Below are 13,814 nucleotides of genomic sequence, written 5' to 3'. Positions count from 1 at the left end.
ATCAGGTGTTCAACAGCCCGCCGAATGTCATTTTCAACCGATATGTGACCGCAAAAGACCGATAACTCACTCTGACTGGCTCAAAGCATCGTATACACGGACATCCCAGTTGCGTGAGACTATTAGCCCTCTGCAACACCACATTAAAAAAATAAAATGGTGCCGAAATGAAGCCTATCAATACTGTACGCTCTGCTCTTACGGTCGCGCTGACTACGCTGGCGTCAGTCAGTTCAGCTGACGAGCTATGCAACCCCACTTCACTGAATACCTGTGCTTTGCCGTTCCCTTCTACTTACTGGATGGAAGACGATGCAATGAGCCCAACAGGTAAGACCATCCAGGTCTCCAACGCCATGATCCGTCCAGAGATACTGGCTCAGTTGCCAGCTGATGAAGGATTTACTCCGGAAGGTATCTTCAATGGCGCCAGTGGCTTTTCCGCTGCCAGCGCCGCTGTTTTCGAGTTTAACAGTGCGCCAGATGCGGCCTCTCTGCCTGAGAATGGTGGCGCTGCCGTCGTCGCCATCGATCTGACTACCGGTAATCAGGTTCCGGTTCGTGCCGTCATCAGTGAATACTCACAATCCGACAAAGTGAATGGCACCGCACATGTGGTTGAAGTTTATCCTCAGTCTCGCTGGGAATACGGGCACGAAATCGTAGTGGCGATCACGACAGATCTGGATTTGGAGTCACCAGAAGCAGGCCTGGTATCGAAGATTTTATCTGGCACCGCAGATCAACGTGCCTATACACAGGACCTGATCTCCACTCTCACGGCCAACGGTGTAAATCCGTTGAGCGTACGCAATGCCACCCGCTTTCTGGTACGCGATCGCGCAGAAGTGATCGAGCCAGTATTCAACGCCGTTGCTGACGTTCGTGATCGCGAACACCCAGTACGTAACCTCGACGTGACTTATAACTACACCAACCGTGACGTTGCCGCTCGCGTTGAAGGTGAAGTTCTGATTTACAACTATCGTATGAAAAACGGTACGAGCAACGTGGATTACGACGCTGAGCCTATGGAACAGTGGGTTGAATTCCGTCTGACTCTGCCTGCAGCGTCGCGCGATGGTGCTGCTCCGGTTGCTTTGTACGCACATGGTCTGGGCGCCAACAAAGAAAGTGATGGCGTGGTATCTACCATGAACGCTGAAATCGGCGTTGCCACCTTCTCAATTGGATTTCCAAACCACGGCGCACGTGGTGATGCGGATGGTGGCTATGTGCTGGCGAACGTCAGCACCGATAAGCTGGGTATCCCGGTGGGTATGATTAACCAGAACGCGATCGACTTCGCATCAGCGCATCGTGCACTGGAAACCACTCTGGCGGACATTGATGTAGTTGGCAAGAAAAGCTGGCGCAGCTGGTATGGCAACAAAGCCGATGGTGTTGCTGACATCGACTCCACTCAGGTCATGATGCAAGGTACTTCACTCGGCGGCGTACTGGGTTCAACCTACGGCGCAGTCAGCCCAACCATTAAAGGCGGCGTATACCATGTGACGGGTGTGGGTGTGACCAGCATTCTGGCTAACTCGATCCTGTGGGTTCCTATGTTCTCGAATCTGGTGCCTTCTGAAGCCAACGGTGCAGAAGCCATTATGCTGCGTGGTGCAATTCAGCAAACCCTCGACCACGGCGACTCAATTAACTACATCGATATGTTCCGTCATCCACAGCTTGGTAATGAGGCTCGTCCTCTGATGCTGACTAACGGTGCTGGCGACACGATTGTACCGAACTCAAGCAGTGTTGCTGCCGCTAACCTGGCTGATCTGCCGATTGTTGGCGAGCCGTTGTTCGATATGCCGGATGTTCGTGTTGAGAGTGACTTTGACGAGGACGGCTATGGTATCCGCCACTACAAGCCGGTTGTTGGAACCGTTCCTCTGATCTGGGAAGGTGAATTCGCTGAAGAAGCATCCCATGCCTCTGCGCACCTGATTTTTGCTCGCGCTTCGGATCGCCCTGATCAACAGGACTTCATCAAACGCTTTATCTTTAAAGACTGACGACTGAACCGTAAAAAAGGAGGCGACAGCCTCCTTTTTTACGAAATACTAAAGAATTCACTCATTCCTGAGTAATAAACGGTGCATCCAGCCACTGAGTCAGTTTGCTCTGTAGATCACCTAACCCCTCACGGTTATGGCTTGAGAAGGTCTGGACCGTAACAAGGTCGCCCAGATCAGCAACGGCCTTTTTAACTTTCAACAACGTCGTTTTCGCAGGCCCACGCTTAAGCTTATCTGACTTAGTCAGCAAGATATGAACAGGCATACCAGCTTCTGCAGCCCAGTCGAGCATAGCGTTGTCGAAGTCTTTGAGAGGGTGGCGGATGTCCATCAGGAGAACCAGCCCGCACAGCGCCTGACGGCGATTCAGGTAGGTTTCGAGCTCTTTCTGCCACTCGTTTTTCTTATCGACCGGTACTTTTGCATAGCCATAGCCCGGCAAATCGACCAGTGCCAGCTTGCTTTCGCCAAGGCGGAAGAAGTTGATCAGTTGAGTTCGACCGGGAGTTTTACTGGTGCGAGCCAGCTTCTTATTCGCCGTTAATGTATTGAGCGCACTGGATTTACCGGCGTTAGAACGCCCGGCAAAAGCCACCTCACGGATGATGTCCGTCGGGCACTGGCTCAATTTAGCGGCGCTCTTTTCGAACTCGGCGTTGGTGTAAATCAAGGTTTCCTGAGCTGACATAAGGTATTGGTAATGACCGTCCGGAAAATAATGGTATATAATGAGCGCCCTTCAGCGCAGATCCTATTCTATCATAGAGGGATAATTCTGAAGTGGTGTGTTTGTCGGAAACCTGTGGCTATAACTAAAGAGAGAGATCAGACCATGAAAAAACTGACACTACTCGCGGCCCTGACCGCCACTTTGAGCGCCAACGTGCAGGCGTTTGATGTTGAAACCAAATACACTCAGGCCTGTGCAGCCTGCCACAAAATGGCAGTCGCTGGTGCACCTAAAGCGTTCGACGCTGAAGCATGGGCGCCGCGCCTTGAGAAAGGCATGGACACTCTTGTACAGAGCGTGACAAACGGCCTGAATGCGATGCCTCCACGAGGTCTCTGCATGGATTGTACTGCTGATCAGTACAAGGCTTTGATCGAATATATGTCAACGCCGAAATAATCGTACAAGCAACTAAGAACTATATCTGAAACTGGACCTGATGATGAAAAACCTGTTGATTAGCCTCATTCTGTCTGCCGGCCTCGTAACCGTCGCCCACGCGGGTGATGCAGAAGCTGGTAAAGCGAAATCTGCTACCTGTGCAGCCTGCCACGGTGCTGACGGTAACAGCATGGCGCCGACCTTCCCTAAAATCGCTGGCCAGGGAGAGCGCTACCTGATCAAACAGATCACTGACATCCGTGACGGTAATCGTCAGGCTCCAGCAATGATGCCTTTCGTGACCGGCCTGTCGGATGAGGACATCGCTGATCTGGCTGCTTACTTCACTGAGCAGGTACCCACAGCTGGCGGTGCTAAAGAAGAACTTGCCGAACTGGGTGAGCGTATCTACCGCGGCGGTATCGAAGAGAAAAACGTCCCTGCATGTCTGGCATGCCATGGCCCCTCGGGCAAAGGTGTTGAAGCGGCTGGCTTCCCACGTCTTGCGGGTCAGCATGATGTTTACACCTCTATGCAGCTGACCGCGTTCAGCAACGGCGAGCGTACCAACGACGGTGACAGCAAAATGATGCGTGATATCGCATATCGCCTGCATGCCAAAGAAATCGAAGCGGTTTCTTCTTACATCCAGGGTCTGCGTTAAGCAGCACTGAGAAGAAGGTGGCCCTGGCCACCTTTTTTTATGCCTGCGTTTTCTGCTGTGCAATTCAGATTGACAGAGCTTTGCACAGCCAGTCTGGTCGTGCGGGGCCTTTCTGGGCAAACTATAAACTATCTAACATAATTAAACGGGAGCGATGATGCTTTCTTCTTTCAAGAAATGGATGGCAGCAGCCTTAGTAACAGTCGCATCTGTCGCGTCGGCGGCAGATTATGAAGCTGGTAAGCACTACCGTGTACTGGAAAATCCAGTCGCAGTCATGCAAGACGGACAGATTCACGTCGAAGAAGCTTTCTGGTATGGCTGCTCACACTGTTTCAGCCTCGAATCTGTCATTGTTCCGTGGAAAAAGACTCTGGCGAAAGACGTGACCTTCTCACGTGTTCCGGCTATGTTTGGTCGCGCTTGGGTAGTTCACGCCCAGTTATATTACACCGCTGATGCATTAGGTGTGCTTGATCAGGTACACAGTGACATCTTCAACGCCATCCATCTTCAGAAAGTACGCCTACTCACCAAGGACGAGCAGCGTGATTTTCTGATGACCAAAGCCGACGTATCTGCTGAAGATTTCGATAAGGCTTACGAGTCATTCGCCGTGCGCTCAAAAATGACCCGTGGCGACAAGCGTGTTCGCGCATTTGAGATCAGCGGCGTGCCTACTCTGATTGTTAACGGTCAGTACATCGTCGATGCCAGCAGTGCCGGTAGTCAGGAAGATATGGTTAAAGTTGTCGACTATCTGATCGAACAGGAACGCAACCGCTAAGCGGCCGTGCCTGAATTAACCTCTCTAAGGGCGTTCACAGAGCTTCCCTGCTCCCCAGAACGCCTAAGACTACTCACCTTCAATATGCAGGTCGGTATCCGCACTGGCGGATATCATCACTACCTCCTGCGCAGCTGGCAACACCTTCTTCCTTTCCAGGCCCGTGAATCGGCGTTAGATAACATCGCAGATCTGGTCCGGCCTTTTGACCTGGTTGCCTTGCAGGAAGCAGATGGAGGAAGCTGGCGCAGTGGCCGGCAAAATCAGATTCAGTGCATCGCAGAACTCGCGGGGTTCGATCACTGGCATCACCAGGTGAACCGTAATCTTGGGCGGTTCGCCCAGCACTCTAATGGCGTACTCTGCCGCAACCGCGCTTTCAGTATTGAGCGCCACCCTCTCCCTGGCTTACCCGGCCGAGGCATGATGATTCTTCGTTACGGTGACCCTGAAGACCCGCTGGTAGTCGCAGTTACTCACCTCGCTTTGCGCAAGCAAACGCAGTTCAGTCAGATTCGCTACCTGGTCGATGTGCTCGCTGACGCCCGAAAAGTCGTGATTATGGGCGACCTTAATCAGGAGAGCGAATGGCTTCTCCAGCAAAGTCCACTGAAAGGGCTGAACCTGCACCCTGTTGCCGACGAACTGCCAACTTACCCGAGCTGGCAACCGGCGCGCGGCATTGACCATATTCTGGTCAGCGACAGCATTCCCTTGCATCGGATTGCGGTCATTGACCACCCACAGTCAGATCACCTCCCGGTGGCTGCCGAAATAGGACTATAAAAGTCCGTATCTGCCCAGCGGACTGTCCAAACGCGACTATACTCAGGACACAATCATCTGAGAATCGTCTTCGGGAAGCAGTATGGCGGTAACAAAGCAGGGACCCTCCGATCTTCAGTGGAGGGATAAGTACCTCACCCTCAATGAAAAATACGACAAGCTTAAGCTCCAGGTAGGCACACGCAACGAGCAGTTGCGGCGTGGGCTAGTGCTGGTATCCCTGTTGGCTGAAGGCCAGTCAGACCCTCTCGACCGGACTCTGGCAGATCTTCGCGAGTCTATGCGGGGCTCAACCAGCGACCTGAACAAAACGATGAATCTGCTCAATGGCCAGATAAAAGAATACGATCTGAGTCAGGCAGAACATTCAGCCGCTCTCGCTGAGAAAATCAGCCTGATGGCTGAAAAGCTGTGTCACTGCCAGATACCTAAGAAATTAGTGAACGAAGTTCGTGCGTTGCGCAAAGCTGCGCCAGATGCTCTCAATGACTGGCAAGGCTACTCCCACCAGCTTGAGGGTTGGGCTGGCGTCCTGTCGACGCTGGTAACCCTCGACGAGAATTCGGGCGATACCGGCAAGGGCCCTTGGTGGAAAAAGGTCTTTTCAAAAGAGAAGACCTCCGCCGAAAAGACCGAGCCTCCTGAAGCAGCCATCACTGCCGATGATACCAACGGCAGTGACGAACCCGCAGAACCCGGCTTCTCGACGATTGCACGAGAAGTCGCCAGTGCACTGAATGGGCTGATATCACGACTGGTCGTACCAGAGCGACTGCACCAACGCTCTGACGAGCTACAGAAACGCCTTGATGACGGTTTGCACTGGTATGAATTTGTCAGCCTACTGGAAGATACCTCCCAGTTCCTGCTCGACTGCCTGGGCTCCGGGCAAGAGGAATTCGAGCGATTTCTTCATAGCCTGGATCAGCGCCTGCAAGCTATTCAGACCATGGTATCAGACGCCAACTCTGGGCAGGCTGACCGTGAAGATGCCCGCACAAGCCTCGAAACCATGGTCAGGGATCAGATTGATGACATCCGCGGCGTGGTAAACGGTCTCGGTGATCTTGGTGAGCTGGGCTCCAGCGTAAGAGAGCATCTGACCACCATCGTCCGGGCGATGGAGCACTATCAGGAAGTCGAATCACAGCGTGAAGCGAGACTGGCAGAGCAGCTTGAAGTCCTGCAGAACCGGCTTACAGAGATGGAGGCAGAAGCGTCTCAGGCACGCCAGATTATTGAAGACCAGAAGAAACGTGCGACGCTGGATCACCTTACAGGCTTACCAAACCGTGCTGCTTATGAAGTGCAACTTGGCGAAGAACTGATGAAACGCAGCCGCGGTGGCAGGTCATTGTCATTCATTATCTGTGATGTTGACCACTTCAAACAGATTAATGACAACTACGGCCACATCGCTGGAGACAAAGTACTGCAACTGATCGCCAGCACGCTCAAGAAGAACCTACGGGAGACGGACTTTATCGCACGCTATGGCGGTGAGGAGTTTGTCATTCTGCTGCCCGGTACTCAGGCAGATGCCGCGGCCGGGGTCGCAGAAAAGCTACGGGCCAGTATCGAAGCCTGCCCATTTAATTTCCGTGGTGAACGTGTGTCCATAACCATGTCATTTGGCATCAGTGAGTTTCGAGCGCTGGAGTCCACTGAAATGGTCTTCGAGCGAGCAGATAAAGCCCTCTATCAGGCCAAAAAGTCGGGCCGCAACCGCGCGGTGATCGCCTGAAAGCAAAAGCCATAATGAAGGTGCAACTTTGCCAGCCCAGCAGGCATCGGATATAGTTCGCCGCTGGAATTCTGGAAGGTTTAAGTGTCATGTGTGGAATCGTTGGTGCCGTCGCACAACGCGATATTGTTGAAGTTCTGCTAGAAGGTTTACGTCGCCTTGAGTACCGCGGGTACGACTCAGCAGGTGTTGCTGTCATCAATGATTCCCAGAATCTCCGGCGCGTCCGCCGCATGGGAAAAGTAAAAACTCTGGCAGATGCCATCGCCGAGTCGCCGACGCCCGGCGGTACGGGAATCGCCCATACCCGCTGGGCCACTCACGGCGAGCCTTCCGAAGATAACGCCCACCCCCATGTATCCGGTGATATCGCCGTTGTTCACAACGGCATCATTGAGAATCACGAAAAGCTGCGTGAAGAGCTTCAGGATCAGGGTTACACCTTTACCTCCCAAACAGACACCGAAGTCATCGCCCACCTTGTTGAGCGCGAACTGCGCGACTCAACCAGCCTGCTGAATGCGGTCATGGCGGCCCGATCACTGCTCGAAGGCGCTTACGGCATGGTGGTGATTAACCGTACAGATCCTGAGCGTATGGTGGTTGCCCGTTCAGGTTCGCCACTGGTGGTAGGACACGGCATTGGCGAAAACTTCATTGCCTCGGATCAGTTGGCCCTGCTTCCGGTTACCCGTAAGTTCTCCTATCTGGAAGAAGGTGATGTTGCAGAAATTACCCGTACAGAAATCCGCATTTTTGATGCAGGTAACGAACCTGCAACCCGCGAAGCTCATGAGTCCGACGTAGAGCACGATGCGGGCGACAAAGGTGAATTCCGCCATCACATGATGAAGGAAATTTACGAACAGCCAGTTGCGATCGCGAATACTCTGGAAGGCCGCTTAGTCGGCGGGAAACTCAACCTCGAATCTCTCGGTGACCTGAGCAATATCGATCAGGTTCAGATCATTGCCTGTGGCACCAGCTACCACGCTGGTATGACTGCCCGCTACTGGATCGAAGAACTTGCAGGCATCGCCTGTAACGTCGAAATTGCCTCAGAATTCCGCTACCGGAAATCGGTTGTGCGCCCTAACAGCCTGCTGGTTACCATCTCGCAAAGCGGTGAAACAGCCGATACTCTGGCAGCACTTCGACTTGCAAAAGAAACCGGCTATGACCGCGCGATTACCATCTGTAATGTGCCCGGCTCCTCCCTGGTCCGTGAGTCTGATATGGCTCTGCTTACCCGGGCAGGCGCAGAAATCGGCGTAGCCTCAACCAAAGCCTTCACCACCCAGCTGACCGCCCTGATGCTCCTGACAGCGGGTCTCGGACGCGCCAACGGCATGAACAAGGAAAGTGAGAGCCGCATCGCCGAAGCCCTGCTGAAGCTGCCAGCGCTGATTGAAAAAGCCATCGGCATGGATGGTGCTATTAAAGATCTCGCCGAGCATTTCGCAGAAAAGCATCACGCCCTGTTTCTTGGTCGCGGCGACCAATATCCGATTGCAATGGAAGGTGCGCTAAAACTGAAAGAAATCAGTTATATCCACGCCGAAGCTTATGCGGCCGGCGAGCTTAAGCATGGCCCTCTGGCACTGATTGATTCAGAAATGCCCATCATTGTTGTGGCACCCAACAACGAGCTGATCGAAAAACTGAAGTCGAACATTGAAGAAGTTCGTGCCCGCGGTGGTGAGCTTTTTGTTTTCGCCGATGAGAAACTCAGCATCAGACCCGAGAGCAATATGAAGGTCATGAGCGTGCCGCATTGCGATGACATTATCGCCCCTGTGCTCTATACATTACCGCTACAGCTATTGAGCTATCACGTCGCCGTCATTAAAGGCACCGACGTTGACCAACCGCGTAATCTGGCGAAATCTGTGACGGTTGAGTAACGACTTAAAAAGACTGTAACAGTCGGAGCGTTGCTTTCTCGTCGTCAGAAAGCAACGCCTGCCAGCAAAAGTTACCGTTAGATATACGTCCTCATGACCGTGTCATTAAGAGTTTATGGCACTCTAAGCGCCTTGCCTGAAAACGGCACGCGGGTAACAATGCCTGAGACCAAACTGTGGACTATCACATGCCTAAGATCGCTAGCCTGACCTCCCTTATTATTTGTTCAGTGTTGTTCAGTGTTTTTGCCAATGCCGAACCGTCTGAGCGAGCACCTGCCGAAGACGAAATCCCAGAGCCAGTGATCGCGCTCACTGAGCTGACCGGCAACATTATCCTCAAGAATGGAGAGTCACCCGAAACATCGCTCCAGTTGCTGATCGAGAATGAATCGAACGAAAGCTATTCCGGAGTGATAGGTTTCGCGGGTGCTGACACTCAGCCAATCACGGTTGCAGCAGGAGAGTCGATCACCATCACATTGCCGACATCACCGCGCCACGCAGGAAAGATCGACCAGATTCAAAAAGCTGAAGTCGACCTTTCATTACTGCTTGATAATGCACCGGCCCCGGCCATCAGCTCGGTGGATATCGATATCCAGATTCCTGAAGCCGCTTTTCCGATGATCCGCTCAGAACCACCGGCGATGGAAAAGTCTGCAGAAGAAGAATTTCAGTACGAATATTACGCTCGCTCACAGCAGTTACAGCCGATCAAATTTACCTACAACCCCGGCCCGGTGAACCTTCAGGTTCGTAAAACCGTATATCCGATCCCTGTAGAAACCGGGCCTGTCGAAATCAGTATCGAAGTCGTTAACCACGGCTCACAGGCCACCAGCGAGCTGATACTCAGGGATGCGCTCGACGATACTGATTTCAGCGGCGCAGGCGATAACTTCACTCGTTTTGTATCTGAAGACGGCACAGAATTGATATGGGAACGGACGCTGAAACCACTGGCGCCCGGCGAACGTCGTCGGATTAACTACACGGTCACCGCTAAGTACGCAGTGGGCGATAAACAACTGCCCGCAACGACTGTCATCATGGGGGATGAGCTGACCGGACTAAGCAATAAAGTCTGGCTGCCTAAGTGGCACTAAGATAGGCGCTAAGGTTTCGCAGACCAGACCAACCGAGGGCTATCGCGCGCGCCGGTATTGGGCTGGTGTCACTCCCGTCCAGCGCTTAAAAGCTCGGATAAAGCTGGCAGGTTCTGCGTAGCCCAGTCTCTCAGCGACCGATTCGACACTCAATTTCGCGGTCTCAAGCAATTCAGCAGCAACCCCCTCACGAACGTCATCAACGAGTTCGCGGAAGCTGCTGCCCTCATCCTCCAGGCGTCGACTCAGAGTTCTCTGGCTCAGAAAAAAATGCGCAGCAACCTCTGACATCGCTGGTATATCAGTCAGGTTCTCTAACAAATAAGCCCTGATATCACCTGACAGCCCCGACGCTGAGTGGCGCTGATTCAGCAACTCCTGACATTGTTTCAGGCAGAACGCCGCTGTCGCTGCGTTGGCTTTGGGCACACGACGAGCGAGGAGTGATGGGTCCAGTACAAAGCGATTCTGATCCGCACCAAGGAATATATGAGTCGTGGGCATCAGATCAGCGAGTCCCGGTAGAGGCAATTCATCGATAGTGAGGTGTATTTCCCGGGGTGCCAGTACCTCGCTTCCCATCATCTCCCGAGCAAGCATCATAAAAACCGCAAGGTGACGCTCAACAACGAATTGCCGAAGGTGAGTAGGTATATGCTCAACCCCCATGACAATTTCTGCGCTCTCAGCGGTTTCATGATACGAAAATTTTAGCAGCACAAAAGACAGATCTGTAAACCGCAGTGCAACATCGATTGCATCTCTCACTGTGGGGCTACTGATGATGGCGAAGCCCCAGATACCGAAAGTTGTCAGCTGATAACGCATCCCCGCCTGCAACCCTAAGCCCCGGGCTTCAGGTAATCCGTGCACCAGGTTTTCTATCACCTGTAGCTCCTGAGCCCCCGTGACCAGAGCCGAGCTGTCTTCAAGCAGCTCAGGTGTTACCCCGGTATTTTGCAGGCAATACGAAGTACTCAAGCCATAGTGCTGGCCGAGTTCTGTCATGATTTTTACGCTGGAGATCGCCCGTTTATTCGCTAGTGCACTCATAGTACTCATCTTACGATGATGGCAATAAATATCAATTTTATGGCAGAAGTGCTCATCAACAAGGCGTCGGGATGCCCCTAAAGTAACGGCTAAACACGGGAGAAATACGATGCGTAAAGCACTCATAGTGATTCAGGCAGAACAGATTTCTGATGCCAAAATCGAGCACCTCGACACTCTTATTCAAAAACACTACAGAGAGCATGTTGGGTCTGAAAAGCTTCTGACTCTCTGGAACACCCTGCCAAAGGGTCAGGCCTTTACAGATTATGAAGATTCACGCTCCTCCTTGATCACCATGGAGTGTCCGAATAACTTCCCTCAAGAATCCCGCGTCGCCATGCTCACGTCTCTGGAACGGGACTGGCGAACGGTTACCGGCCAGAATCCGCATCAGGTAATGCTCGCGCTGGTTGAAGAGACGCTTTTCGCTGATGTATTTAACAGCAACAAGCAGCGCTTATCCCCTATTGGCCGCCTATGTCTCGTCCTGAAAGTTTTTAGCTCATTTGTCCGCGCACGGCTGACAGGGTCTCCCATTTCATTCAATCCGAATCTCTGAGGGTACTTGCTATGCCTGTCTACAACATTGCTACAAATTATCCGCTCAACTACGAAATCCGCAAAGCTACCGCTGCGCGCATCACCGATATTCACTGCCAGTTAACCGGGGCACCGCCAGAATTCGTTAACGTTATTTTTATGCATGGCCACCCACTGAAAAAAGGTAAGGAATTGAGCGTCATCTGTAACGTTCGTAGCGGTGGAAACCGTAACGCTGAACTGACGGAAGACCTCCGGGTCGCGATTCGTAACGGTATTTCTGAAACAACCGGTTACCTACCGCAAGAAGTAAGCGCACACCTTCTCGGATTCCCGGCAAGCTGGGCGATGGAGGGGGGTGAAATTCTCCCGGAACCCGGCGAAGAAACTGCCTGGCTACACCGCACACACTCAGCATAACACTGCGCTCACCATTGAAGAGGCCATCTTTTATGAATATGAACCATCACTCGGATGATGCATCGCAACTGACGCGACTGGAGCCATTACTCAAAGCGCAGAAGAACGCGTTTGCTTCCACACCCATGCCCGAACTGAATGAGCGTCTGCGACGCCTGAACCTTTTGCACAATGCCCTGCTGGCGTACCGGGAACAGATATACACAGCTATTGATGCCGATTTCTCTGGACGTTCAAGCGCAGAAACAGAGATGGCAGAAATCCTACCATTGCTGGAGGGCATCGCTTACTACCGTAAACGGCTGAAAAAATTTATGAAGCCGCAACGGCGTCATGCCTCACTTACCATTGCGCCGGGTAAAGCAGAAGTTCATTACCAACCTCTCGGTGTTGTTGGCATCGTAACCCCCTGGAACTTCCCTTTTTTCCTCGCACTTTCGCCACTCATAGGCGCGCTAGCCGCGGGTAACCGGGCAATGATCAAAACGTCAGAGTTTGCCCCGGCGAGCGGTGAACTGCTGCGTACTATTCTTGCCAGTGTCTTTCAGGAGGATGAGGTCGCAGTCGTAACCGGTGGCGTAGAAGTAGCCACTGAATTTACCCGGCTGCCTTTCGATCATCTGGTTTTCACAGGCTCAACCCCTGTAGGCAAAATTGTCATGCGGGCAGCAGCAGAAAACCTCACCCCGGTCACTCTGGAGCTTGGCGGCAAGTCACCTGCAATCATTCATGATGAATTTCCCATCGGCGAAGCCGCCCGCCGCCTTGCCTTCGGCAAATGCATGAACGCCGGCCAGATTTGTGTGTCGCCAGACTACGTTCTCTGCCCACGTAATAAAGTTCACGAGTTCAGTTCTCTCTTTATCGACGCCGTCGAGCAGGCCTACCCAACACTCAAAGAGAATCCGGACTACACCGCGATTATCTCTGAGCGACAGAAAAATCGCTTAGAACGCTACCTGAATGACGCACGCGCACAAGGTGCTCAGTTAATGACCGCTGGCTCCAGCAACGAAAATCTCAGAAACACACGGAAGATGCCGATGACATTGGTATTGGATACCACCGAAGAGATGCTGGTTATGCAGGAGGAAATCTTCGGTCCGATTTTACCGGTCATTCCCTACGACTCAATTGAAGAGGCTCTGGATTACGTCGCTGCTCGCGAACGACCGCTCGCACTCTACTACTTTGACTGGAATCAGAAACGCGCTGATCACATTCTCAAAACAACACATTCGGGCGGTGTATGTATCAACGACTCTCTCAGCCATGTGCCCGCCGATGATATCCCGTTCGGGGGTATAGGTCCGTCTGGCATGGGCCACTATCATGGAGAAGAAGGATTCCGTAACTTCTCGAAAGCAAAAGGCGTTATTCGCAAAGGGCGGATTAACACAGCAGCCCTCGTTGCTCCTCCATGGGGTAACCTGATGTACCGCGGGCTGATGTGGTTTATGGAGAAAAAGTACAGGCCAGTAAAAATAAAATAAGTACGCAAAACTCCCGATGATTTTTGGTAACAATTTCATCGGGTTGCTACCCGACGGTTACCCCTTTGTTCTGTTTTGTAGCCGCCCACCAGTTACGAAACTCTTGTCGCGTTAGACAAGTCACCACGGCAAGACAAATCCATACAGACTGCTTCACTGAACATACCTCC

Annotated in this window: 13 protein-coding genes; 11 read left to right on the top strand and 2 right to left on the bottom strand. The window is 52.5% G+C overall.

Annotated elements, in window-relative coordinates; translation table 11 throughout:
• Positions 1–167 precede the first annotated feature (167 nt).
• Complete coding sequence (locus tag BW941_RS04290; RefSeq protein WP_076514418.1) at positions 168–2,027, top strand: alpha/beta hydrolase family protein; 1,860 nt, start codon at positions 168–170, stop codon at positions 2,025–2,027.
• 61 nt (positions 2,028–2,088) lie between these two features.
• Here BW941_RS04290 and yihA read toward each other — a convergent pair whose 3' ends face one another.
• Complete coding sequence (yihA, locus tag BW941_RS04285) at positions 2,089–2,718, bottom strand: ribosome biogenesis GTP-binding protein YihA/YsxC (protein ID WP_076514417.1); 630 nt, start codon at positions 2,716–2,718, stop codon at positions 2,089–2,091.
• A 144-nt stretch (positions 2,719–2,862) separates the two neighbouring features.
• Between yihA and BW941_RS04280 the strand changes: the two genes are divergently transcribed.
• The 7 genes from BW941_RS04280 (at position 2,863) to BW941_RS04250 (ending at position 10,135) form a co-directional block, all read left to right on the top strand.
• Positions 2,863–3,159, top strand: coding sequence for a c-type cytochrome (locus BW941_RS04280; protein WP_076514416.1), 297 nt, complete (start codon positions 2,863–2,865; stop codon positions 3,157–3,159).
• A gap of 43 nt (positions 3,160–3,202) precedes the next feature.
• Positions 3,203–3,805 (top strand): c-type cytochrome, encoded by a 603-nt coding sequence (locus tag BW941_RS04275; RefSeq protein WP_076514415.1) that lies wholly within the window; start codon positions 3,203–3,205, stop codon positions 3,803–3,805.
• Between the two features lie 181 nt (positions 3,806–3,986).
• Complete coding sequence (locus tag BW941_RS04270; RefSeq protein ID WP_217693565.1) at positions 3,987–4,592, top strand: thiol:disulfide interchange protein DsbA/DsbL; 606 nt, start codon at positions 3,987–3,989, stop codon at positions 4,590–4,592.
• Positions 4,593–4,676: 84 nt separating this feature from the next.
• Positions 4,677–5,378: an endonuclease/exonuclease/phosphatase family protein gene (locus BW941_RS04265; protein WP_076514413.1), complete on the top strand. Its 702-nt coding sequence runs from the start codon at positions 4,677–4,679 to the stop codon at positions 5,376–5,378.
• An 82-nt stretch (positions 5,379–5,460) separates the two neighbouring features.
• A complete protein-coding gene (locus BW941_RS04260; RefSeq protein ID WP_076514412.1) occupies positions 5,461–7,122 on the top strand; it encodes a GGDEF domain-containing protein in 1,662 nt (553 codons plus the stop codon).
• 89 nt (positions 7,123–7,211) lie between these two features.
• Positions 7,212–9,026 (top strand): glutamine--fructose-6-phosphate transaminase (isomerizing), encoded by a 1,815-nt coding sequence (glmS, locus tag BW941_RS04255; RefSeq protein ID WP_076514411.1) that lies wholly within the window; start codon positions 7,212–7,214, stop codon positions 9,024–9,026.
• A 188-nt stretch (positions 9,027–9,214) separates the two neighbouring features.
• Entirely contained in the window at positions 9,215–10,135 is a 921-nt protein-coding gene (locus BW941_RS04250; RefSeq protein WP_076514410.1) for a hypothetical protein, read from the top strand.
• 39 nt (positions 10,136–10,174) lie between these two features.
• On the opposite strand, the gene BW941_RS04245 is transcribed toward BW941_RS04250, so the two are convergent.
• Entirely contained in the window at positions 10,175–11,314 is a 1,140-nt protein-coding gene (locus BW941_RS04245; RefSeq protein WP_084188611.1) for an AraC family transcriptional regulator, read from the bottom strand.
• Between BW941_RS04245 and BW941_RS04240 the strand changes: the two genes are divergently transcribed.
• The 3 genes from BW941_RS04240 to BW941_RS04230 are packed head-to-tail and all read left to right on the top strand — an operon-like array spanning position 11,298 to position 13,644.
• Positions 11,298–11,750 carry a hypothetical protein gene (locus BW941_RS04240; RefSeq protein WP_076514408.1) on the top strand — a complete coding sequence of 151 codons (453 nt, stop codon included), beginning with the start codon at positions 11,298–11,300 and terminating at the stop codon, positions 11,748–11,750. The two genes, BW941_RS04245 and BW941_RS04240, sit on opposite strands and share 17 nt — an antisense overlap.
• A gap of 11 nt (positions 11,751–11,761) precedes the next feature.
• Positions 11,762–12,151 (top strand): tautomerase family protein, encoded by a 390-nt coding sequence (locus tag BW941_RS04235; RefSeq protein WP_076514407.1) that lies wholly within the window; start codon positions 11,762–11,764, stop codon positions 12,149–12,151.
• A gap of 32 nt (positions 12,152–12,183) precedes the next feature.
• Positions 12,184–13,644, top strand: coding sequence for a coniferyl aldehyde dehydrogenase (locus tag BW941_RS04230; protein ID WP_076514406.1), 1,461 nt, complete (start codon positions 12,184–12,186; stop codon positions 13,642–13,644).
• The last annotated feature ends 170 nt before the right edge of the window (positions 13,645–13,814 follow it).

Source organism: Thalassolituus maritimus, assembly GCF_900156675.1.
GTDB lineage: Bacteria > Pseudomonadota > Gammaproteobacteria > Pseudomonadales > Oceanobacteraceae > Thalassolituus > Thalassolituus maritimus.
The sequence above is the reverse complement of the archived record's forward strand: the minus strand, read 5'-3'. Positions and strand labels throughout refer to the sequence as shown.